Origin of the sequence: Streptomyces olivaceoviridis, from assembly GCF_014650115.1 — a bacterium.
Lineage (GTDB): Bacteria > Actinomycetota > Actinomycetes > Streptomycetales > Streptomycetaceae > Streptomyces > Streptomyces olivaceoviridis.
On record NZ_BMUI01000010.1, the window covers coordinates 49,325 to 70,204 of the forward strand.

The 20,880-nt window shown below is 74.3% G+C and carries 21 protein-coding genes and 1 pseudogene; 10 read left to right on the forward strand and 12 right to left on the reverse strand.

Translation table 11 applies throughout. The features are described 5' to 3' along the window. The first annotated feature begins 86 nt into the window (after positions 1-86). Complete coding sequence (locus tag IE273_RS20295; RefSeq protein ID WP_189816598.1) at positions 87-770, forward strand: helix-turn-helix transcriptional regulator; 684 nt, start codon at positions 87-89, stop codon at positions 768-770. A 261-nt stretch (positions 771-1,031) separates the two neighbouring features. Further along, positions 1,032-1,452 (forward strand): annotated as a pseudogene (locus tag IE273_RS20300) (hypothetical protein). 429 nt (positions 1,453-1,881) lie between these two features. Here IE273_RS20300 and IE273_RS20305 read toward each other — a convergent pair. From IE273_RS20305 to IE273_RS20325, 5 genes are all read right to left on the reverse strand, one after another. After that, positions 1,882-3,369: an SPFH domain-containing protein gene (locus tag IE273_RS20305; RefSeq protein WP_189816599.1), complete on the reverse strand. Its 1,488-nt coding sequence runs from the start codon at positions 3,367-3,369 to the stop codon at positions 1,882-1,884. Positions 3,370-3,502: 133 nt separating this feature from the next. Then, on the reverse strand, positions 3,503-3,721 hold the full coding sequence (locus IE273_RS20310; RefSeq protein WP_189816600.1) for an NfeD C-terminal domain-containing protein: 219 nt from the start codon (positions 3,719-3,721) through the stop codon (positions 3,503-3,505). A 26-nt stretch (positions 3,722-3,747) separates the two neighbouring features. Continuing rightward, the gene (locus IE273_RS20315; RefSeq protein ID WP_189816601.1) at positions 3,748-5,184 is read right to left on the reverse strand and encodes an amidase; all 1,437 of its coding nucleotides are present in this window, start codon (positions 5,182-5,184) and stop codon (positions 3,748-3,750) included. A 221-nt stretch (positions 5,185-5,405) separates the two neighbouring features. Beyond that, positions 5,406-6,368: an alpha/beta hydrolase gene (locus tag IE273_RS20320; RefSeq protein ID WP_189816602.1), complete on the reverse strand. Its 963-nt coding sequence runs from the start codon at positions 6,366-6,368 to the stop codon at positions 5,406-5,408. Positions 6,369-6,612: 244 nt separating this feature from the next. After that, a complete protein-coding gene (locus IE273_RS20325; RefSeq protein ID WP_014676457.1) occupies positions 6,613-7,173 on the reverse strand; it encodes an NADPH-dependent FMN reductase in 561 nt (186 codons plus the stop codon). Between the two features lie 99 nt (positions 7,174-7,272). On the opposite strand from IE273_RS20325, the gene IE273_RS20330 reads away from it, so the two are divergent. Next, positions 7,273-7,953, forward strand: a complete 681-nt coding sequence (locus tag IE273_RS20330) for a TetR/AcrR family transcriptional regulator (RefSeq protein ID WP_189816603.1) — start codon at positions 7,273-7,275, stop codon at positions 7,951-7,953. A 641-nt stretch (positions 7,954-8,594) separates the two neighbouring features. On the opposite strand, the gene IE273_RS20335 is transcribed toward IE273_RS20330, so the two are convergent. Together IE273_RS20335 and IE273_RS20340 are read right to left on the reverse strand one after the other, a co-directional pair. Further along, a complete protein-coding gene (locus tag IE273_RS20335; RefSeq protein WP_189816604.1) occupies positions 8,595-9,743 on the reverse strand; it encodes an FAD-dependent oxidoreductase in 1,149 nt (382 codons plus the stop codon). After that, complete coding sequence (locus IE273_RS20340) at positions 9,740-10,480, reverse strand: TetR/AcrR family transcriptional regulator (RefSeq protein WP_189816605.1); 741 nt, start codon at positions 10,478-10,480, stop codon at positions 9,740-9,742. The genes IE273_RS20335 and IE273_RS20340 overlap by 4 nt, the downstream gene beginning before the upstream one ends. On the opposite strand from IE273_RS20340, the gene IE273_RS43590 reads away from it, so the two are divergent. Both IE273_RS43590 and IE273_RS20350 read left to right on the forward strand, forming a co-directional pair. Next, the gene (locus IE273_RS43590; RefSeq protein WP_229887297.1) at positions 10,479-10,604 is read left to right on the forward strand and encodes a TetR family transcriptional regulator; all 126 of its coding nucleotides are present in this window, start codon (positions 10,479-10,481) and stop codon (positions 10,602-10,604) included. The genes IE273_RS20340 and IE273_RS43590 overlap by 2 nt on opposite strands. A 44-nt stretch (positions 10,605-10,648) precedes the next feature. Continuing rightward, positions 10,649-11,662: a LacI family DNA-binding transcriptional regulator gene (locus IE273_RS20350; protein WP_189816606.1), complete on the forward strand. Its 1,014-nt coding sequence runs from the start codon at positions 10,649-10,651 to the stop codon at positions 11,660-11,662. A 39-nt stretch (positions 11,663-11,701) separates the two neighbouring features. Here IE273_RS20350 and trxA read toward each other — a convergent pair whose 3' ends face one another. Then, complete coding sequence (gene trxA / locus IE273_RS20355) at positions 11,702-12,100, reverse strand: thioredoxin (RefSeq protein ID WP_189816607.1); 399 nt, start codon at positions 12,098-12,100, stop codon at positions 11,702-11,704. Positions 12,101-12,240: 140 nt separating this feature from the next. Here trxA and IE273_RS20360 point away from each other — a divergent pair, with 140 nt between their 5' ends. Further along, complete coding sequence (locus IE273_RS20360; RefSeq protein WP_189816608.1) at positions 12,241-13,671, forward strand: dihydrolipoyl dehydrogenase family protein; 1,431 nt, start codon at positions 12,241-12,243, stop codon at positions 13,669-13,671. 8 nt (positions 13,672-13,679) lie between these two features. Here IE273_RS20360 and IE273_RS20365 read toward each other — a convergent pair whose 3' ends face one another. After that, the gene (locus tag IE273_RS20365; RefSeq protein ID WP_189816609.1) at positions 13,680-14,324 is read right to left on the reverse strand and encodes a peptide deformylase; all 645 of its coding nucleotides are present in this window, start codon (positions 14,322-14,324) and stop codon (positions 13,680-13,682) included. 206 nt (positions 14,325-14,530) lie between these two features. Between IE273_RS20365 and IE273_RS45180 the strand changes: the two genes are divergently transcribed. From IE273_RS45180 to IE273_RS20380, 3 genes are all read left to right on the forward strand, one after another. Next, the gene (locus IE273_RS45180) at positions 14,531-14,896 is read left to right on the forward strand and encodes a PepSY domain-containing protein (protein ID WP_189816610.1); all 366 of its coding nucleotides are present in this window, start codon (positions 14,531-14,533) and stop codon (positions 14,894-14,896) included. A gap of 73 nt (positions 14,897-14,969) precedes the next feature. Then, positions 14,970-15,368, forward strand: coding sequence for a BlaI/MecI/CopY family transcriptional regulator (locus IE273_RS20375; protein WP_014676528.1), 399 nt, complete (start codon positions 14,970-14,972; stop codon positions 15,366-15,368). A gap of 6 nt (positions 15,369-15,374) precedes the next feature. Beyond that, positions 15,375-16,316, forward strand: a complete 942-nt coding sequence (locus IE273_RS20380; RefSeq protein ID WP_189816611.1) for a M56 family metallopeptidase — start codon at positions 15,375-15,377, stop codon at positions 16,314-16,316. Positions 16,317-16,485: 169 nt separating this feature from the next. Here IE273_RS20380 and IE273_RS20385 read toward each other — a convergent pair whose 3' ends face one another. Then, complete coding sequence (locus IE273_RS20385) at positions 16,486-17,322, reverse strand: cytochrome c oxidase assembly protein (RefSeq protein ID WP_189816612.1); 837 nt, start codon at positions 17,320-17,322, stop codon at positions 16,486-16,488. Next, entirely contained in the window at positions 17,322-17,882 is a 561-nt protein-coding gene (locus tag IE273_RS20390; RefSeq protein WP_189816613.1) for a DUF2243 domain-containing protein, read from the reverse strand. The genes IE273_RS20385 and IE273_RS20390 overlap by 1 nt, the downstream gene beginning before the upstream one ends. Before the next feature lie 269 nt (positions 17,883-18,151). Between IE273_RS20390 and IE273_RS20395 the strand changes: the two genes are divergently transcribed. Beyond that, positions 18,152-19,009, forward strand: a complete 858-nt coding sequence (locus tag IE273_RS20395; protein WP_189816614.1) for an MBL fold metallo-hydrolase — start codon at positions 18,152-18,154, stop codon at positions 19,007-19,009. A 71-nt stretch (positions 19,010-19,080) separates the two neighbouring features. Here the strand turns inward: IE273_RS20395 and IE273_RS20400 are convergent, their stop codons facing one another. Beyond that, positions 19,081-20,736 carry a catalase gene (locus IE273_RS20400; protein ID WP_189816615.1) on the reverse strand — a complete coding sequence of 552 codons (1,656 nt, stop codon included), beginning with the start codon at positions 20,734-20,736 and terminating at the stop codon, positions 19,081-19,083. Between the last annotated feature and the right edge of the window lie 144 nt (positions 20,737-20,880).

A 20,880-nucleotide genomic window follows, 5' to 3' on the forward strand; every position in this document is an offset into this window, starting at 1 on the left:
TCCCTGCCCACAGTGTCCGACCACTTTACAATTAATCCATGTAGGATTCGTGAAAATAGCCGCAGGTGGGAGAGGGGTGTCCGGACGTGACCACGCGGGAGAGCCCGCGCCGCCGGGAGGTGCTGGAGGTGCTGCGCACCGCGCCCGCACCGCTCGGGATCGCGGAGGCCGCCGAGCGGATGGGGCTCCACCCCAACACCGTGCGGTTCCACCTGGACGCCCTCGTGGCCGACGGCCTGGTGGAGCGCCGGGCCGTGGCACCCACGGGACCGGGCCGGCCCCGCACCGTCTACACCGTGCGCCCCGGCATGGACCGCGGCGGCCACCGCGACTACCGGTTGCTCGCCCGTATGCTGCTCAGCCGGTGGGCCGCCGCCGACCCGGCCGGGGCGCGGGCGGAGGCGATGGAGACGGGCCGGGCCTGGGGCCGCTTCCTGGTGGACCCTCTCCCGCCGTTCGAGCCGGCGACGCCCGAGCGGTCGGTGGCCGCGTTGCTCGCCCTGCTGGACGGCCTGGGCTTCGCGCCGCGGCCGGACGGAGAGGACGGAGCGGGCGGCGAGCCCGGCCGGACGCCGGAGCGGATCCGCCTGCGGCACTGTCCCTTCCTCGAACTCGCCGAGGAACAGGGCGGGTTGGTCTGCTCGCTCCATCTTGGCCTGATGCAGGGAGCGTTGGCGGAGCTGGGCGCACCGCTGACGGCCGCCACGCTGGAACCGTTCGCCGAACCCGACTCCTGCGTGGCCCACTTGGCGGGGACCGCGCCCGGCTGAACCGCCCCGCGCGGCGTCCGGGCGCGCCTCACTCACCGAGCCGAGCCCGCCGCCCGCGGCAGCCACCGCGCCGCTAGCCGGATCGCCGGCCAACGCACCGCCCGCCGCCCGCGGCAGCCACCGCACCCCCTGCTGGGTCGGCAGCCACCGCGCCGTTCGCAGAGTCGGCGGCCGTCGCACCGCGAGCCGGATCCGCGGCCACCGCACCGCCCGCCCCGATCGACCCCGCCGCCCCACCACCCCGGCGGAGAAAGGCCCTCCATGAACACCGCCGCCGCCACCGCCGGCGCGGTCACCTTCGTCTGGCTCGGGATGGTGCTGGCGATCTCCTTCCTGGAGGCGCCGCTGAAGTTCCGAGCCCCGGGTGTGACGATCCCCGTCGGTCTCGCGATCGGACGACTGGTGTTCCGCGCGCTGAACGCCGTGGAGACCGTCCTCGCGGTCGTCGTGATCCTCGCGGTCGCGCTGGGCGACGCCCCGGCCGCCGTCATCTCGCTGACCGCGGCGGTGGCGGCCCTCCTCCTCGCCCAGCTGGCCGTCGTCCGCCCCCTTCTCAACCGCAGGTCCGACCGGGTCCTCGCGGGAGAGGAACTGCCCCGTTCGCGCAGCCACCTGTGGCGCCCTGGAAGTCCTCAAGGCAGGCGCCCTGATCGCCCTCGGCGTCGCCCTGCTCACGGCGTGAGCCCGTAGGGTCGGAGCTTGGAGCCGCGAGGCCGGGACGCGCACGGGGGACCAGGGAACATGCCGACACCCGACACCCGGGACGCGAACGCCTGGCCAGCCTGCCGGACTTCCGGCGCACCGGGCCTGCCCATCTCGCGGGGCACGCCGACCCCAGGGTCCGCGCCCCGGGCGCACGGGACCCGACACCGAGCCGGCCGTCGTCGAACGGCTCACCCGTGACCCCGGCCCGAGGCCAGGGCGGCCCTGGCCCACCACCCGAACCTCCCGGCCCCCGGCCCCCGGGCTCACGGAACTCCTCGCCGACCCGGAACTCGCCCACGCCGCCGGGGCGAACCCGGCCCCGCGCCCGGAGACGGTCGACCGGCTCGTGCACACGCACGGCCGGGGCCCCTGGTGAGGGACCCCGGCCGCGCACAGCACCCCTTGCTCAGCCCTCCTGCTCCACCGGCACCTTCTGCGGCGGAGGGGCCACCACGCCGTTGAGCGAGGGCGACCCCCCGTTCACCGGCTGCCCGTTGTCCCCCATCGTGGCGAGCAGCTTGCGGGCGAGGCCGAGCCCGGTGCCGCCCATGGTGAGCGCCTTGGCGAACAACTCGCCCATGCCGTCCGCGCCGTTGAGCAGCACCATGTTGTCCACGTTGCCGAACGCCGACGCCCCCGCCTGGACGATCTCCGGCCACTTCTCGGCGAGTTGCTGGGCGACGACCGCCTCCTGGTTCTCCGCGAGGGCCGCGGCCCGCGCCTTGATGGCCTCCGCCTCCGCCAGGCCCTGGGCGCGGGTGGCCTCGGCCTCCGCCAGGCCCTTCGCCTGCTGGGCGGCGGCCTCGGCCTCACCGGTGGCCCGGGTGGCGGCGGCGCTCGCCGCACCCCGGGTCTTGGTCGCCTCGGCCTCGGCCGCGGCGGCGGCCTTCACCCGGGTCGCCTCGGCCGCCGCCGCCAGCTCCGTCTCCTTCGCCTTCGCCTGGGCCGCCGAGATCCTCGCGTCACGCTCGGCCTCGGCCAGCGTCCGCTTCTCGTACGCCTTGGCGTCCGCCGGCTTGCGGACGTCCGCCTGGAGCTGCTGTTCCCGCCGGTGCGCCTCCAGTTCGGCGACCCGTGTCTCCTGCACGACGACCTCCTGCCGGGCCGCCGCCGCGGCGAGCGGGCCGGCCTGCTGGGACTTGGCCGCTGCCTTGTCCCGCTCGGCCTGGTAGCCGGCCTGGAGGATCTCACTGTCCCGGGTGGCTTCCGCCATCCGCGCGAACGACTGCTGCTCGGCCTCCGTGGCCAGCCGGTTCGCCTCGGCCTGCGCGATGCGCGCGTCCCGCTGGACGGCCGCCGCGTGCGGCATCGCCAGGTTCTGGATGTAGCCGGTCGGATCCTCGATCTCGTGGATCTGGAGCGAGTCCACGATCAGACCGAGCTTCTCCATCTCCGTGCCACAGGCCGCCCGGGTCTGCCCGGTCAGCTTCTCCCGGTCGCGGATCATGTCCTCGACCGTCAACCCGCCCACGATCGACCGCAGATGACCGGCGAAGACGTTGTGCACCCGCTCCGACATCAGCTTCTGCTGGTCCAGGAAACGGCGGGCCGCGTTCGCGATCGACACGAAGTCGTCGCCGACCTTGAAGATGACCACGCCCCGCACCTTCAGCGGAATGCCCTGGTGCGTCACGCAGTCCACGTGCAGCTCGGTCTCGTTCAGGTCCAGCGACAGCTTGCGCACCGCCTGCACACCGGGCAACACCAGCGTGCCGCGCCCGGTGACGATGCGGAAGCCCATGCCCTCCTCCAGGCCCTCGGTGCGGTGCTTGGACCCGGAGATGATGAGCGCCTCGTTCGGCTCGGCGACCCGCCACATCATCTTGAACAGACCGATCAACACGAGGACGGCAACGACGACCGCCCCCGCAACGACGCCGACAACCATCGGCATACGCCCCCTTTGCATGGTGCCCTGTCGGCACCGAACGAAGGGAGTGTGCGCCTGCCGCGGGCCCGGGTGAAGACGCCGGGTAATCCTTGTTGCAATCTTGACGCACGCCGCTCTCACCTGGGGCGACGCGGGCTCAACTGTCGTACGCCGCCGTCACGTAGACCGTCCTCGGTGGCAGGTACTCCACCACCATCACGACCGTGCCGGTCGCGATCCGGCCCGTGCCGCCGGCCGGATAGGCGAGGAAGTGCTCCGCGCCGCCGCGCACCCGCACGATCACCTCGCCGACCAGACCGGGTCCGACCGTCCCGGTCACCCGCCCCATCAGCCCGACCATCGACGCGTCGTCCATGGCCCCAGCGTACGGGCGGAACGCCGTCACGCGGCCGGAGTGCCGGCATCCGCGTCGGCGTCCGCCCCCTCCGGCGGCCACAGCTCGTGCCAGCGCAGCTCCGCCTCCAACTGCGCGGCCAGCGACACCAGGAGCGGCTCACTGTCGGCTGGGCCGAGCAACTGCGCGCCCACCGGGAGTCCGGGGCCCGCGAACCCGGCGGGCACGTTCACCCCCGGCCAGCCGAGCACGTTCCACGGCCAGGCGTACGGGCAGGCGGCGATGATCGCCCGGTCCGTGGCCAGCCCGCCGAGTCCGGACAAGGCACCGATCCGGGGCGGGGGCATGGCGGTGGTCGGGGCGAGGATCACATCGTACGACTCGAAGAACGCGCCGATCCGCCGGTGCAGCACCGCTTCGGCGCGCCGGGCCGCACGGAGCGGGGCACCGGCGAGCAGCCGGCCGAGCCGGGCGGCGCCCCGGGTACGCGGATCGAGCAGCGCCGGATCCGGTGCCTCGCGGACCCGCTCGGCGATCCCGGCGGTGGCCCGGGGCACGAAGGCCAGCCCGATCTGCCCGTACGGCGGATCGGCCTCCTCCACGACGTGCCCCAACCGCGCCAGCCGCTCGGCGAGTTCGACGACCCGGGAGCGGATCACCGGGTCCAGCCGAGCGGGTACGGCGGTGAACGGCGGCTTCAGCGACAGGGCGACGCGCAGCCGGCCCGGGTCGCGGCCGACCGCGTCCGCCACCGTCAGCGCGGGCGGCCGGTGCGGGTCCCGGTCGTGGTTGCCGCTCGCCGCGTCGAGCAGCAGGGCCGCGTCGGCGACCGTACGGGCGAGGGTGCCGTTCACCGTGATGCCGTGGAAGGACTCGCCGCGCGGCCAGGTCGAGATACGGCCGCGCTGCGGCTTGATGCCGATCAGGTGCGTCCAGGAGGCCGGGATGCGTACCGAACCGGCGCCGTCGGAGCCGAGCGCGGCCGGGACGAGTCCGGCGGCGACGGCTGCGGCCGACCCACCGGAGGACCCGCCGGGCGTGTGCTCGGTGTGCCACGGGTTGCGGGTCTCCCCGAAGGCCGGCCCCTCGGTGAACGGCCACTGCCCCAGCTCACACGTGTTCGTCTTGCCGACGATCACCGCGCCGGCCGCGCGCAGCCGCCGTACCGCCTCCCCGTCCGCGGGCGCCGGCGGGAACTCGCCGCAGCAGCCGAACGCGGTCGGCTCACCGGCCACGTCCATGTCGTCCTTCACCGCCACCGGCACCCCGAGCAGCGGGCGCCGCACACCGGCGGCCAACTCCCGGTCCGCGGCCTCCGCTTCGGCGAGGGCGGCCTCGGCGCGCACGATCCGGAAGGGGTTCAGCGTCGCCTGAGCGGCCTCGATCCGCGCCAGCGTCCGCTCCACCACCTCCCGCGAGCTCACCTCCCCCTCGGCGAGCGCACGCCGGGTCTCCACGAGTCCTGCGGCACGGTCGGGCGTCATGGACGAGCACCTCCGGGAGACTCCGGGCACGATGTCTACCGAACGGTAACGTCACAGCGGGCCGGGAGCGCGGTTTTCCGACGGGTGTCTTCCGGGGGCCGGTTTCTTCCCGGGGGCGAGCGGTGTTCGCCCGCCTCGTCGAAGTCCCAGGGCTCCTCGCCGTACGGCTCCGGGGCCGGGCGTGTCGTGCCGGGGCGTGCGGGGTCTCGCGTGGTGGGCGATCAACCCAGCAGTCGTCGCAGCCACCCCAGGCGGGCCGCGCGGGCCGTGCGGGACAGGGTCGCCTCCGGGGCGAGGGCGTCGAAGCCGTGGCAGCCGCCCGGCCAGACGTGGAGCTCGGCCTCGCCGCCGGCCTGCCAGATCCGGGACGCGTAGCCGACCACCTCGTCCCGGAAGGTCTCCGCGGAGCCCACGTCCAGGAAGGCCGGGGGAAGGCCGGACAGGTCGGTCGCGCGGGCCGGGGCCGCGTACGGAGAGACCTCGGGGCCGCCGCGGCGCTCGCCGAGCAGGGCCGTCCAGGCGGTCTCGTTCGCGGTACGGTCCCACACGCCCAGGCCGGCCATCTGACGGCTGGAGACGCTGTCGTTGCGGTCGTCCAGCATCGGGCACATCAACAGCTGGCCGAGGGGACGCGGGCCCCGCCGGTCCCGGGCGAGCAGGGCCAGGGCCGCGGTCAGACCGCCGCCCGCGCTGGCGCCCGCCACGACGATCCGGTCCGGGTCGCCGCCGATCTCCCGCGCGTGCTCCGCGGTCCACAGCAGCCCGGCGTACACGTCCTCGATCGGCGCCGGATGCGGGTGCTCGGGCGCGAGCCGGTACTCCACCGACACCACGACCGCGCCCAGCTCGCGCGCCCAGGCCAGCGGTTCGGTCACGCCGACCCGGTTGGTGCCGGCGACCAGGCCGCCGCCGTGCACGTGGTACAGCACCGGCAGCGGGGCCGGGACGGGAGCGGTCATCGGCCGGCACAGGAGGAGGCGGACACCGGGGGCACCCTCCGGACCGGGCACCGTACGGTCCTCCGCCTCGAACGCGCCGTCCATGGTCACGTCGACCAGCTCGACGGCCGCGCCGCGCCGGGCGGCCTCGACGTCTTCCGGTGTCAAGCCGGGTTCGATCACGCCCCGGAACGACTCCAGTACGGCGGCGAGTTCCGTATCGAACGGCGGGGGGACCAGGGACATGGCTCCTCCTGCTCCTTCCATGGGGCGTCCGGGGGCCGGTCACGACGCAGGCGGCCGTGACCGGTCATGAGCGGTCACGAGCCGTCTACCCCTTGCCGCCCCGAGCACGACCCGCCGGGGCCGGAGGCTTCGGCGGCAGCTCCCGGCACCAGGGGCTGCGGCACGGGTGAGGGCCGGAGCCGCGGCGGCTCCGGCCCTCACCGGGAACGCAGGGTGCCGGTCCCGACGGGAGCGGCGGTACGGCTCAGGCGGCGGCAGCGCCGACGTTGCCGTGCAGACGGGCGACGACCTCGGTCAGCTGGGCGGCGACCTCGGCGTCGTCGACCGGGTGGGTCTCGGCGAAGCGGGTGACCGAGCCGGGGATGGACAGCTTGATGTCCTCGATCACCTTGCCGCCGGCGATGCCGACGGCCTTGCGGGCCTCGTCCTGCGCCCACACGCCGCCGTACTGGCCGAAGGCGGTGCCGACCACGGCGACGGGCTTGCCGCCGAAGGCGCCGGCGCCGTAGGGGCGGGACAGCCAGTCGATGGCGTTCTTCAGCACGGCCGGGATGGTGCCGTTGTACTCGGGGGAGAAGAGCAGGAAGGCGTCGGCGGCCTGGGCGGCCTCGCGCAGCTTGGCGGCGGCGGCCGGCACGTTGCCCTCGACGTCGATGTCCTCGTTGTAGAACGGGATGTCGGCCAGGCCCTCGTACAGCTCGACCTCGGCGCCCTCCGGCGCGAGCTTCACGGCCGCCTCGGCGAGCTGGCGGTTGTGCGAACCGGCGCGAAGGCTGCCGACGAGCGCGAGGATGCGAACAGACATGGGAACTCCAAGGGGCTGAAACATCGCTGTCACGATCCGGACCGGGGTCCGTTTAAGTGTGTATCACCCTAACCGGACCGCGGTCCAGTTTTGTTCCCGATGCTTTACGCTGTCGACATGTCCAGCGCTCTGCCGCCCTTCCCGAAGCCTGAGGAGCCCGTCGACACGCCCCAGTTGCTGGAGGTCGGCCCTGCTTCCGAAGTGCCGCTCCTGCGGGCCGACGCCGCCCGCAACCGGGCCCGGCTGCTGGAGGCCGCCGCCCGGCTGATCGCGGAGCACGGGGTGGCCGGGGTCACCATGGAGGCGGTGGCGGCGGCGGCCAACGTGGGCAAGGGCACGGTCTTCCGCCGCTTCGGCGACCGCACCGGGCTGCTGATGGCCCTGCTCGACCACTCGGCCAGGCAACTCCAGGCCGACTTCCTGAGCGGGCCCCCGCCGCTGGGTCCCGGCTCGCCGCCCCTGGAGCGGCTGAGGGCGTTCGGTGTGGCGGTGCTGTACCGCACCGCGGAGCAGCTCGACCTCCAACTGGCCGCCCAACCGGAGCCGACCCGCCGGCTCCTGCACCCCGCCGCCGGGTCGCTGCGCATGCACGTCACGATGCTGCTGCGCCAGATCGTCCCGAAGGCCGACTGCGATCTGCTCGCCCACACGCTCCTGGCCTCGCTGGACCCCGCGCTGATCCACCACCTGACCCGGCAGTGCGACATGCCGATGGAACGCCTGGAATCCGGCTGGCTCGACCTGGTCGCCCGGGTGACCGGCACGGAGCCGCCGCGCTAGGCAGGGCTGAGCGGGCCGCGCCGGACCGTCCCGACAGGCCGGCCCCGCCCGCGGAGCCGATGTGGTGGCGTGGAGCCGCATCGAGCCGTTGGGGTACGGCGGGCTCGTACGGAACCTCACGCGCAGCCGGGTAGCGACCAAGTCCCCGGGGCCGGACCTGAACGAGCCGGCCCACGTGAAATCACCGAGCCGGGCCGCCCGAACCGGCCGCGCGGAATCACCGAACCGGACCGGCCGAACCGGACCGGCCGAACCGGACCGGCCGAACCGGACCGGCTCGGACGGCCTGGCCCGGCCAAGCCGACGCGCACCGCGCAGAACCGTCACACCCGGCCGAGCCGCCTCCGCCCGGACGGAGCCCCCGCGCCAGGTCGAGTCGCCCCCGCCGCCCGGGGCCCCGGCACCCGGCCACGCGTCGGTTTGACCCCGCTCGAACCGGATCGCCCAGTCAGGCCAAGTCGCCTGCGCCCGCGCGAAACCCCCCGGCGCCCGGCCGAGTCGCCGTCGCCCGCACGGAGCCCCCGGCGCCTGGCCAAAGTCACCCCCGCCCGCGCGGAGCCCCCGACGCCCCGCGCCCGGCCAAGTCGCCCCGGCCCAATCGTGCTGACTCGCCCAGCCAGGGCGAGCCAGGTCCCGTCCGGTCAGTCCGCCCGGCCGGCGAACATGTTCAGCAACCCCTGTGGCGCGTCCGTGCGGAACAGCAGGGACTGGCTGTGGGCGGAGTCCCGCGCGGAGGCCGCGGCGCGGGGGAACATCCGGGACTCGTAGGCGGCCAGCGCGGCCTCCGTGTCCCCGGGGTGCGCGGCCAGGGCGAGGCCGAGTTCGGCGCCGTCGATCAGGGCCAGGTTGGCGCCCTCGCCCGCGAACGGCGACATCAGGTGGGCCGCGTCGCCGAGCAGGGTCACCCCGGGCACCCGCTCCCAGCGATGCCCGGCCGGCAGGGCGTGGATGCGGCGGGGCACCAGCGCGCCGTCCGCGTCCGCGACCAGCGCCCGCAGGTTCGCGTCCCAGCCGTCGAACTCCTTCAGCACGGCCGTCTTCGCCGCCTCGGTGTCGGTGAAGTCGATGCCGTCCAGCCAGTCCTCCGGCGCCACCACGGCGGCGTACACGTGCAGGCTGCCGTCCGTCTCGCGGTGGGCGAGGAAGCCGCGGCCGGGTCCGAGCGCGAAGAGCATGCCGCCGCCGACCACCTCCGCGCTCACCGGGTGCCGCGCATCCGCCTCCCGCAGGTCCACCTCCACGAACGACACACCGGTGTACGCCGGACGGGCCGCGGAGACCAGCGGACGCACGCGCGACCAGGCGCCGTCCGCGCCGACCAGCACATCGGTGGTGAACTCGGTGCCGTCCGCGAGCGTCACCCGGTGCCGGCCGCCGTCCAGCGGGCGCGCGCCGGTGACCTTGGCGCCCCAGCGGACGGTGCCGGCGGGCAGGCAGCCGAGCAGGAGACCGCGCAGGTCGCCCCGGTCTATCTCGGGCCGACCGCCGGTGCCGTCGTCGGGCTCCGCCAGCCGGACCGCGCCGTCCTGGTCGAGGACCCGCAGGGCCTGGCCGCCGGAGTGCACCCGGGTCAGGAACTCCTCGTGCAGGCCGGCGGCCCGCAGTGCCTCCTGGCCGGTGTCGTCGTGGATGTCGAGCATGCCGCCCTGGATCCGGGCGTCCGCCGACGCGTCCAGGTCGAACAGCGCGGCCTCGATGCCGTGCACGTGCAGCACGCGGGCGAGCGTGAGCCCGCCGAGCCCTGCGCCGACGACCGCGACGGGGTGGTGGGGGAGGGAACCGGTGGTCACGTGGCCTCCTGGCCTTCGGTCGGCACGGGGTTCGGTACGTCGGTCGACACGGGGTTCTGTACGTCGGCCGGTTCGAGGTTCGGTACGGCGGTCCGCTCGATGCCGTTGATCAGCGTCTGGAACGCCCACGACAGGCGAGCCCCGGGCGTGCCGGACAGCAGCGCGTCGGCACCGGCGGCGATGTGCGGATGGGTGGCCGCGGGCGCCTCGCGCAGGGCTCGGGCCGCCGCCTGCCAGTCGCCCTGGGGCTCCTCCCCGGCGTGCTCGGCGGCGGTCGCCGTGGCGTGCTGGAGCAGCAGGTCCACGCCCCAGGCCGCCTGGGCGAGCGGTACCCCGCCCGCCTGGAGCAGCTCCAGCAGGGTCTCGACCAGGCGCAGGTAGTGCGGGCCGCTCGGCCGCGCGGTCAGCGCCGAGCGAGCCAGGGTCGGGTGCTCCAGGAGCATCGCGGTGTAGCCGGTGAGCACCCGCTCCAGCCGTTCCCGCCAGGTGCCCTCGGAAGGGGCCGGATCGACCGTGCCGAGCAGTTCGTCCAGGACGGCCGCGTGCAGTTCGTCGGTGTTGCGGACGTACACGTAGAGCGAGGCGGGGCCGGTGTCGAGTTCCTGCGCGAGCCGTCGCATCGTCACCTTGCGGAGCCCTTCCGCCCGCAGGATCGCGACGGCGGCGGCGATGATGCCCTCCCGGGTCAGGGCGGGTTTGGCGGGACGCTCCCGGCGGGAGCGGGGGGCAGCGTTCATGTCCATCACCGTAACGAACATGTTCGTCGCGAACAAGTTCGCCACGAACGCGTTCGCCACGAACGCGTTCGCCACGAACGCGTTCGCCGGACGGCGCGCGGACGCCCTCTTTGTCGAACGATGAAGCACCTTGCCCCGCCCGGCCCCGGCCCCCGCCCCTCTGCCAAGATGCGGTCTGTCATGGTGCAGATACCGAACACGCCCACGAGTGCCGATGTGGCCCGCCTGGCCGGCGTCTCGCGCGCGACCGTCTCCTGCGTCCTCAACAAGACCAGCGCCGTGCGGATCAGCGAAGCGACCCGCCGGCGCGTGCACGAGGCCGCCCGCGAACTGGGGTACGTCCCCCACGCCGCCGCCCGCAGCCTGCGCGCCGGACGCAGTCGTATGGTCCTCATGCCCGCCCCGGCGATCCCGGTGGGTCCCCTGTACAGCCGGTTCCTGAACGAACTCCAGTGGGCGCTGGGCCGTCTCGACTACACCGTCGTCCAGTACGGCAGTGTCGGCCTGGAGGGTGACGAGGCCGCCCGCGCCTGGGCGGAGCTGCGGCCGGTCGCCGTCCTGGTGCCCGGTGCCGGACTCGGCCCGCAGGGCGTCGCCGTCCTCAAGCGGTCCGGCGCCCGGGCCGTGGTCACCCTCGGTCCCGCCCGCGTCGAGGGAGCGCACGCGCTGCTGATGGACCACGACGCCGTCGGCCACTGCGCGGGCGCCCACCTGTACGCGCGGGGCCGGCGCCGGATCGGCGTAGTCCTGCCCGGGGAACCCGGACTGGAGGTCTACTCACGGCCCCGGCTCGCCGGCGTGCGCGAGGCGCTGCGGGGCACGGACGCCACCGTGACGGAGCTGCCCCTCGCCTATACCGAGGAGGCCGCCGCCGAACTGGCCGCCCGCTGGACCGGGTCCGGCCTGGACGCGGTCTTCGCCTACAACGACGAGTACGCGATGCTGCTCATGCGCGCCCTCCAGGACGAGGGCGTCCGCATCCCCGAGGACGTCGCCGTGATCGGTGCCGACGACCTGGTGCTGGGCCGGCTGCTGCGGCCCCGGCTGAGCACGGTCCACATCGAGCTGCCCTCCGGGCAGGACCTCGCCGAACTGGTCGACCGTGCCGTGCGCGACCCGGGCGGCGAGCCCGAGGTGCACACCGTGCTGGGGGCCTCGGTGATCCGGCGCGAGTCCAGCTGATCCGGTCCCGCACGCGGTGTCACCGCGGCCCCCCACGCGTTACTGCTGCGCCTGCCCCTGCCCCTCCTGGGCCTGGCCCTGCTGGGCGGCGACGTCCTTGCGGACCTCGTCCATGTCGAGCTTGCGGGCCTGCCCGATGAGGTCGGCGAGCATCGGCGCGGGCAGGGCGCCCGGCTGGGCGTAGACCGCGACCTGGTCGCGCACGATCATCAGCGTCGGGATCGACTGGATGTCGAAGGCGGCGGCCAGCTCCGGCTGCGCCTCGGTGTCCACCTTGGCGAAGACCAGGTCGGGGTTCTCCGCGGCGGCCTTCTCGTAGACGGGCGCGAACGACCGGCAGGGCCCGCACCAGGACGCCCAGAAGTCGATGAGAACGAACTCGTTCTCGGTGACCATCTGGTCGAAGTTCTCCTTGGTCAGCTCCACAGTGCTGCTCATGGCGTGATTCCCTCTTCCTGGTGTGGGGTGTGCCGACGTCGGAAACACAGTCGCCGGTCCGCCTATTCCACCCGTGCACGCCCGTGTTCCGCGCGCGTACCCGTGTGGCCACCGCGCACACCACCCACCAGACTGACTGCATGACGGAAACGGAATCCATCGCTTACGACGTCGTGGTGATCGGGGGCGGACCCGTGGGGGAGAACGTCGCCGACCGCACCCGGGCGGCCGGCCTCACCACGGCCCTCGTGGAGAGCGAACTGCTCGGCGGCGAATGCTCGTACTGGGCGTGTATGCCCAGCAAGGCCCTGCTCAGGCCGGTCATCGCGCAGGCCGACGCCCGCCGCCTGCCCGGCCTCGCCCAGGCGGTCCAGGGCCCGCTCGACGCTCCGGCCGTGCTGGCCCGCCGGAACTACTTCACCGCCGGCTGGAAGGACGACGGCCAGGTCGGCTGGCTGGAGGGCACCGGTGCCGTCCTGTACCGCGGCCAGGGCCGGCTGGCCGGGCCCCGCACGGTCACGGTCACCGGACCCGACGGGACGGTCACCACCCTCACCGCCCGGCACGCCGTCGCCGTGTCCACCGGCACCCGGGCCCAGCTGCCCGACCTGCCCGGACTCGCCGAGGTCAAGCCCTGGACCAGCCGTGAGGCGACCAGCGCCCAGGCGGTCCCGGGCCGGCTGATCGTCGTCGGCGGCGGTGTCGTCGCCACCGAGATGGCCACCGCCTGGCAGGCCCTCGGCTCCCGGGTCACCATGCTGGTGCGCGGCAAGGGGCTGCTGAACCGCATGGAGCCGTTCGCCGGGGAACTGGTCGCCGAGGCCCTCACCGAGGCGGGCGTCGACCTGCGCACCGGCACCTCCGTGGAGTCCGTCAGCCGTGAGAACGGCACGGTCGTGGCCGTCACCTCCGCCGGTGACCGGATCGAGGGCGACGAGATCCTCTTCGCCACCGGCCGCGTCCCGCACACCGACGACATCGGCCTGGACACGGTCGGCCTGGAACCCGGCTCCTGGCTGGACGTCGACGACAGCATGCGCGTGACCGGCACCGACTGGCTGTACGCGGTCGGCGACGTCAACCACCGCGCCCTCCTCACCCACCAGGGCAAGTACCAGGCCCGTATCGCCGGTGCCGCCATCGGCGCCCGCGCCACCGGCGGCACGGTCGCGGAGGAGCCCTGGGGCGCCCACGCGGCCACCGCCGACCACCACGCCGTGCCCCAGGTCGTCTTCACCGACCCGGAGGCCGCCGCGGTCGGGCTCTCCCTCGCCGAGGCCGAACAGGCCGGCCACCGCGTCCGCGCCGTCGACGTGGAGTTCTCCTCCGTCGCGGGCGCCGGCCTGTACGGCGACGGCTACAAGGGCCGCGCCCGGATGGTCGTGGACCTGGAGGACGAGATCCTGCGCGGGGTCACCTTCGTCGGCCCCGACGTCGGCGAACTCATCCACTCGGCCACCGTCGCGGTCGCGGGACACGTCCCGGTCGGCCGGCTGTGGCACGTCGTCCCGTCGTACCCGACGCTGAGCGAGGTGTGGCTGCGGCTGCTGGAGGCCTACCGGGACAACTGAGCGGCAGGCTAAGGCAGTTCGAAGCCCAGGGCCTCGGCCGCCGCCTCCGGCGTCGGCTGGGCCCACAGGGCCAGCGCCGCCTCGGCGGTGGACAGCGAGCGCGGCTCCGCGCGGTCCAGGTACAGCGTGCCGTCGAGGTGGTCCGTCTCGTGCTGGACGATCCGGGCCGGCCAGCCGGTGAACACCTCGTCCAACGCGCGGCCGTGTTCGTCCGCGCCGCGCAGCCGCACCTCGGCGTGCCGGGCCACCACCGCGACCCACCCCGGCACGCTCAGGCAGCCCTCGAAGAACGCGGCCCTGGCGGTGCCGACGGGCTCGTACGAGGGGTTGACCAGGACCCGGAAGGGCTGCGGCACCCGTCCCCGGGCGACCGCCACCTCCTCGGGCACCTGCGCCGGGTCCTCGATGACCGCGATCCGCAGCGGCACACCTACCTGCGGGGCGGCGAGGCCCACACCGGGGGCCGCGTGCATGGTGACGCGCAGGGCCTCGACGAACCGGGCCAGCAGCGCGGGGCCGAGCTGGCCGTCGTACGGCTCGGTGCCGCGCCGCAGCACCGGCTGTCCGGCCGCGACGATGGGCAAGGGGCCGCCGGCGGCGAGGAGTTCCTCGACCCGCTCGGCGAGCGGTGCGTGATCACGGGGAGGTGCCATCGCGTCAGGATGCCATGCCCGCCCGCCGACTCCTGTGGCACAGGTCACCAACACCCCGGAGAACTCCGCCCTTTCGCGGTCCGACCACCGGACTGCCCGTGGTTCTCGCACCGAGCCCCGGAGAAGCCCGCTGACGACCACCGCTCCCTCGACCACCCCGGCCGAGGCGTCCCGCCCCGCCACCCGCGGTCGCCGGGCACCCCCACGTGCTGCGCCTGCACTTCTGCGCCGGTGTGCTCGTCGCGCCCTTCCTGCCGACCGCCGCCGTCACCGGCCTGCTGTACGCGGGCTCCTTCCGGACCGAGAGACTCGTCCACGGCCATGAGCCGACCGTTCCGGCCGACGAGCGCGAGCTGCCCGCCTCCGTCCAGGTGGCCGCCGCCCGCAAGGCCCGCCCGGAGGGCACCGCAGCGGCCGTCCGCCTTGTGCCGGCGCTCGCGGCCGTCCCTTTGCCCGGCTGGTCCGTACCGCTGCCCGGCATCCCGCTGGCCTGTCTCCTCGCCGCCGACGTCCTCCTCGCCGTCGGCATCCTCCTCGGTGAGATCGCGCACCGGTGCGGGCGCCGCACGTAGGGGAGTGTCAGTGGCGTGAAGTAGCGTGGAACGGCGGGTGAGCGAGCGCGGGAAGACGGCGGAGGAACCACGGATGACGAGGGAAGACGGCCGGGCCCGGCGGCGCGGGCAGGGGGAGCTGGAGGGCCAGGTCCTCGGCGCGCTGCGCGAGGCGGACGGACCGGTCACCGCGGCCTGGGTGCAGGAGCGCCTCGGCGGCGACCTCGCCTACACCACCGTCGTCACCATCCTGACCCGGCTGCTCGCCAAGGACGTCGTCTCCCGCGAACGGCACGGCCGGTCCTTCCTGTGGACGCCGACGGCCGACGTGGCCCGGCTGGCCGCGCTGCGCATGCGCCGCCTGCTCGACGGCGAACGCGACCGCGAGGCGGTCCTCGCCAGCTTCGTCACCGCCCTGCCGCCCGGCGACGAACAGGTGCTGCGGGCGCTGCTCGACATCCCGGGCCCGGACGCCGGCGGCACGGAGGACTGACGGCTCATGGGGCTCTTCGTCTTCCTGCCGCTGGTGCTGCCGCTGTCCGCGTGGCCCGTCGCCCGGCTCGCCGAGACCCGGCTGCACCCGCGCACCGCGACCCGGCTGCTGACCGCGGTCGCCGTCGTCATGGCCGGGTGCAGCACGCTGTGCCTGGCCCTGCTCATGGTGGTCGGCACCGCCCAACTGCCCGGCAACCCGCTGCCGGACGGCTGGTCCGACCCGGAGGTGCGGGCCGCCGTCCCGCACGACGAGGTGGCCGGCCGGGCCGCCATCCCCGCGCTCGCCGTCGTCGCCGCGGCCTGCGCCCGCACCCTGTGGCGGCACCACCGGGTCACTTACCGCGCCCACCGCGCGCTGGCCGGGGTGCCGGGGTCCACGGTCGCGGTCCTCCCGGACGGCACCCCGTACGCGTACGCCCTCCCCGCGAGCCGCAGCCGGGGCCGGGGCCGGATCGTCGTCAGCACGGCCCTGCTGGCCGGACTGGCGCCCGCCGAGCGGCGCGCCCTGTTCGCCCACGAACGCGCCCATCTGACCGCCCGTCACCACCGCCACCTGCTCGCCGCGCACCTGGCGGCCCGCGCCAACCCGTTCCTCAGACCGCTGCGCACCGCCGTCGTCTACACGGCCGAGCGGTGGGCGGACGAGGAGGCGGCCCGCGCGGTCGGTGACCGGCGCACGGTCGCCCGCGCCATCGGCAAGGCGGCCCTGCTGGCCCCGCGCATACCGGTGCCGACCGTGGCCGCGCTGGCGGCGACCGGTCCCGTGCCGCGCCGGGTGGCCGCGCTGCTGGCCCCCGCCCCCGCGGCCCGTACCTGGCCGTCGGCGTTCACCTCGGTCGGCCTGGCCGCCTGGGGCGCCGCCGCCGGGGCGCTGGTGTCGGCGATGTCGTCGGCGAGCTCCGCTGTCACCCTGTTCCTGGTCCTGCACGCGGCGACACCGCTGTGACGACGCAGGGGCTGGGCGGCTGTGCCCGGACCGCGCGGGCTGGTGCCGGTCCGGTCCGGTCCGGTCCGCGGACACGCGGCGGGGTCTGCCGGAGAGCCCGGGAGGGTAGGGGCCTGAATGTTCGGGGTGCCGCCTCCTGGCCGTGCCGGTCGGCATGCCTGCCGCGTCTCTACCGCGCGGGGCGCACCGCGTGCCTGGTGACCGCGCCGCGTGCGGGGCGCCAGGTGGCGACCAGGGCCGCCGCCAGCAGGAGTTCGGCGATGTCACCGCCGTAGTACATGATCTCGGCAGCGCCCCGGACCTGGGGGACCGGAGCGCCGACGGCGACCCAGAAGCCGCCGTACATCAGCTGTGCGACGCTCGCGTGCACCGCGATGGCGCAGCCCAGGCAGACCAGCCGGGCGCGCACACCGGGGCGGGCCGGGGCGGGATCGGGCCCGGCGACGGCGTGCGCGAACAGGCAGCCCGCCAGCAGGAAGTGCGCGTGCAGCAGCCAGTGTCCGGCCGGGCGGGCCGTGACGGCGTCGTAGAGCGGGGTGAAGTACAGCGGTGCGAGGCTGCCGGTGGACAGCAGCAGACCGGTCACCGGGTGGGCGAGCAGCCGGGCCGGGCCGCTGTGCAGGAACGCGGTGAGGCGGCGGGCGTGGGGTGCCGGCAGGGCGCGCAGCGCGAGGGTCATCGGGGCCCCGAGCACCAGGGCGAGTGGCGCGTACATGCCGATGAGCATGTGCTGGGCCATGTGGCCGCGGAAGTCACGGTGGGCGAAGGCGGCGACAGGAGGCAGCAGCGCCGCCGCCAGCAGGAGGAGGCCCGCGCAGAAACCGGCCGTGCGCCAGGGGTTCCAGCCCCGTGCGGGGTTCCGGCGGCGGACCCGGCGCGCCAGCAGCAGATAGCCGCCCGCACACACCACCAGGGCCAGGACGGGGAGCAGGACCTCCAACGCGCCGCCGCCCTCCGCGTGATGCGGGTGCGTGTGCGGGTGCAGGTGCGGGGTGCCGTCGGCCATCAGACGGCGTGTCCCGGCCGTGCGGCGCGGGGCGCGGCCGGATCGAAGGGCCGGGCGCCGCGCCGCAGGAGCAGGCCGCCCGCCAGCAGCAGCGCACCGAGCACGAGGAAGCCGATGTCCCACCACACCTGGTAGGGGCCGCCGTGGACGTGGTGGATGCCCAGAACGTGATGGTCGAGGACGCCCTCCACGAGGTTGAACAGGCCCCAGCCCGACAGCACCCAGCCCCAGAGCACCCGTGAGGCCCACACCTCGCGCCGGCCCGTGGTCACCCGGGCGTACAGGACGGCGAGGCCGCCGAGGACGGCGAGCCAGCAGACGGTGTGGAAGACGCCGTCCCACACGGTGTTCATCTCCAGTCCGGAGACGGTGTGGGGGTCGTAGTACTTCACACCGATGTGGTCGTGGTCGGTGCTGGTCAGCATGTGGTGCCACTGGAGGAGCTGGTGCAGCAGGATGCCGTCGGCGAATCCGCCGAGCCCCACTCCCAGCAGGAGGCCGGGCAGTCGGAGGCTGGGCGGCGCGGTCTCGGCTCCGGTCTCGCGCACGGTGGTCGTCATCGCTCCTCGTCTCGGTCGGTTCCCCGGGGTCCCTCGGTCGAGCGGGTACGGCAGCGGCTGCCCTACGAGAGCTACCAGGTCCCCGGCCCCACCGCTGCGGCACGCTCGGCCATCTGCGCGCGGGGCGGGTGGTCCGGCGACGGAACCGGCCGGAACAGGTCCTCTCATGCCGTCCGCCGCCAGGGGTACCCGCCCGGCACGGGAGGGACCCGGCACGCCCGCGAGGGCGCGGGTACCCGCGACGGCTCGGACGGAAGGGCGACGCAACCATGCCCGGTACCACGGACCCACCCACCGACGACACGGTCGACCTGCACTTCCTCGGCAACGCGACCGTTCTGCTGCGCTACGGGCCGCTGACCCTGCTCACCGACCCGAACTTCCTGCACCTCGGCCAGTACGCCTACCTCGGCAAGGGCCTGCTGAGCCGGCGCCTGACCGAGCCCGCGCTGGAACCGGAGGACCTGCCCCGACTCGACGGGATCGTGCTGTCCCACCTGCACGGGGACCACTGGGACCGCCGGTCCCGGCGCCTCCTGGACCGCTCGGTCCCGGTGCTGAGCACCCCGCACGCCGCGCGCCGCCTGAAGGTGCTGCACGGACGCGAGCGGGTGGCCGGACTGCGCACCTGGCGCGGACTCACCCTCCGGCAGGGCCCGGTCCAGGCCACGGTCACGGCGCTGCCCGGACGGCACGCCGGACATCCGGTGCTGCGGGGGCTGCTGCCCCCGGTGATGGGCAGCATGATCGAGCTCGGTCCGGCGGGCGGCCCGCCGCGGCTGCGGCTGTACGTCTCCGGCGACACCCTGCCGTACGACGGCCTCGACGAGATCACCCGCCGCTTCCCGGCCGCCGACCTGGCCGTCCTGCACCTGGGCGGTACCACGCTCCCCGGCGGCTTCCTGGTCACCATGGACGGCCGGCAGGGCGCGGAACTGGCCCGGCGCCTCGGTCCCCGCGCCGTGCTGCCCGTGCACTACGAGGAGTACACGGTGATGCGCTCGCCCCTGTCCGCCTTCCTGACCGAGGCCGATCGGCTCGGCCTCGGCGACCGGATCGTGCACTGCCCGCGCGGGCGCCGCCCCCGGCTCGTGGCCGAGCCGGGGGCGGCGCCCGTCGTGGGCTGACCGGCGCTCCGGGCCGCCGGCGTTCCCGGCTGCCAGGCGTTCCGGCGCCTCAGGGGTGCGGGCTCAGCGGGTCACCGCGTCACCTCATGGCGCGCGTCCGGGACGCAGTGCGTCATGGTGAGGCCCTCGACGTTCCGCGGCGGGTTCTTGCCGAGGTTCGCCAGCCGCTCCTTGTCCTCCTCGGTGAGGTCCTGGCTGGCCAGCGGCTCCAGGTCCGCGACGTCCTCCGGGCGGAGGCCGAGGCCCTCGCCGACCCGCAGCCCCAGGTCGTTCTCCACCAGCAGGAAGTGCCACACCATCCGCTCCTGGACGGACCGGTCGCACCGGGACAGCTGACCCACCAGGTTCCGTACCAGGTCGTCGCGCTCCCACTGCTCCATGAGCAGGTACCGCTGGCCCGCCTGGAGGTAGTCGTTGGTACGCGGGATGCGCTTGCGGGTGAGCCGGCCGTGGATCTCCGGGCCCTGCTCGTCGTGCGCCGGACACTCCGCCTCGCGCAGGCCGCCCCGGATCGACGGCTCGTAGTTGACGCTAGGGTTCTCCCCGGCACCGTCGACGTGGTACGTCATCAGCCCGTCGCGCTGGTTGGTGCGCACGTGGGCGTTCTTCGCCTGGTTGACCGGCAGTTGGAGGTAGTTGGGGCCGACCCGGTAGCGCTGGGTGTCGCTGTAGGAGAAGGTCCGGCCGACGAGCATCTTGTCGTCGGAGAAGTCCAGCCCGTCGACGAGTACACCGGTGCCGAAGGAGATCTGCTCGTTCTCCGCGAAGAAGTTCTCCGGCATCCGGTCCAGCACCATCCGGCCCACCGGCTTCGGCGGGAAGTCCTGCTCCGGCCAGGTCTTGGTGTCGTCCAGCGGATCGAAGTCGAGTTCGGGGTGCTCGTGGTCCTCCATGACCTGCACGAGCAGTTCCCACTCGGGGTACTCACCCCGCTCGACGGCCTCGTACAGGTCTTTGGTGGCGTGACCGAGGGAGCCTGCCTGGACGCCGGCCGCGTCCTCCTCGGTCATCGAGCGCACGCCCTGCTTCGGCATCCAGTGGTACTTGACGAGCACGGTGTTGCCCTCGGCGTTCACCCACTTGTAGGTGTTCACACCGAAACCCTGCATGTGGCGGTAGTCGGCGGGGATACCGCGCGGGCTGAACAGGTTGACCAGCATGTGCATGGCCTCGGGCGTCTGCGACATGAAGTCGAAGATCCGGTTCGGCTTCTGCTCGAAGTCCACCGGGTCCGGCTTCAGGGCGTGGATGACGTCCGGGAACTTGATGGCGTCCCGGATGAAGAAGACGCCCAGGTTGTTGCCGACGAGGTCCCAGTTGCCGTCCTCCGTGTAGAACTTGACGGCGAAGCCACGCGGGTCGCGCGCCGCCTCCGAGGAGTCACGGCCGCCGATGACGGTGGAGAAGCGGACGGCGACGTCGGTGCGCTTGCCGCGCTCCTGGAACAGCTTCGCGCGCGTGTAGCGGCCGATCGGCTCGTCGCCCCAGGCGCCGTACGCCTCGAAGAAGCCGTACGCCGTCACCCCGCGGGCGTGGACCACCCGTTCGGGGACGCGTTCCCGGTCGAAGTGGCTGATCTTCTCCAGGAACTGGTAGTTCTCCAGCGTCGCGGGCCCACGGGCGCCGACGGTGCGCTGGTTCTGGTTGTCGTAGACGGGGTGGCCCTGTCGGTTGGTCAGGATCCTCCGGTCGCCGGAGGCGGGACCGGTGCCTGCTGCGTCTGTCATGTCGAGGGCTCCTAGAAACGGGAGAGGCGGTACGACAAGCGTCGCCACGACCACCGTCCGAGTACCCGAAGGCGCGCGGCCATGTCCCTGCCGAACCCCCGTACGGCTCTCGGGCGCGAAGGCCGCGCGACGACGTCCGTCGGC

Coding starts and splice junctions, on each gene's coding strand:
- IE273_RS20315 (WP_189816601.1), bottom strand. CDS start 5,184: ATGACGCCCGACCGTGCCGCAGGACTCGTGGAGACCCGGCGTGCGCTC.
- IE273_RS20320 (WP_189816602.1), bottom strand. CDS start 6,368: ATGTCCCTGGTCCCCCCGCCGTTCGATACGGAACTCGCCGCCGTACTG.
- IE273_RS20380 (WP_189816611.1), top strand. CDS start 15,375: ATGGGGCTCTTCGTCTTCCTGCCGCTGGTGCTGCCGCTGTCCGCGTGG.
- IE273_RS20385 (WP_189816612.1), bottom strand. CDS start 17,322: ATGGCCGACGGCACCCCGCACCTGCACCCGCACACGCACCCGCATCAC.
- IE273_RS20400 (WP_189816615.1), bottom strand. CDS start 20,736: ATGACAGACGCAGCAGGCACCGGTCCCGCCTCCGGCGACCGGAGGATC.
- IE273_RS20325 (WP_014676457.1), bottom strand. CDS start 7,173: ATGTCTGTTCGCATCCTCGCGCTCGTCGGCAGCCTTCGCGCCGGTTCG.
- IE273_RS20365 (WP_189816609.1), bottom strand. CDS start 14,324: ATGGCACCTCCCCGTGATCACGCACCGCTCGCCGAGCGGGTCGAGGAA.
- IE273_RS20330 (WP_189816603.1), top strand. CDS start 7,273: ATGCTTTACGCTGTCGACATGTCCAGCGCTCTGCCGCCCTTCCCGAAG.
- trxA (WP_189816607.1), bottom strand. CDS start 12,100: ATGAGCAGCACTGTGGAGCTGACCAAGGAGAACTTCGACCAGATGGTC.
- IE273_RS20310 (WP_189816600.1), bottom strand. CDS start 3,721: ATGGACGACGCGTCGATGGTCGGGCTGATGGGGCGGGTGACCGGGACG.
- IE273_RS20375 (WP_014676528.1), top strand. CDS start 14,970: ATGACGAGGGAAGACGGCCGGGCCCGGCGGCGCGGGCAGGGGGAGCTG.
- IE273_RS20360 (WP_189816608.1), top strand. CDS start 12,241: ATGACGGAAACGGAATCCATCGCTTACGACGTCGTGGTGATCGGGGGC.
- IE273_RS20340 (WP_189816605.1), bottom strand. CDS start 10,480: ATGAACGCTGCCCCCCGCTCCCGCCGGGAGCGTCCCGCCAAACCCGCC.
- IE273_RS20390 (WP_189816613.1), bottom strand. CDS start 17,882: ATGACGACCACCGTGCGCGAGACCGGAGCCGAGACCGCGCCGCCCAGC.
- IE273_RS20305 (WP_189816599.1), bottom strand. CDS start 3,369: ATGCCGATGGTTGTCGGCGTCGTTGCGGGGGCGGTCGTCGTTGCCGTC.
- IE273_RS43590 (WP_229887297.1), top strand. CDS start 10,479: ATGTCCATCACCGTAACGAACATGTTCGTCGCGAACAAGTTCGCCACG.
- IE273_RS20395 (WP_189816614.1), top strand. CDS start 18,152: ATGCCCGGTACCACGGACCCACCCACCGACGACACGGTCGACCTGCAC.
- IE273_RS20350 (WP_189816606.1), top strand. CDS start 10,649: ATGCGGTCTGTCATGGTGCAGATACCGAACACGCCCACGAGTGCCGAT.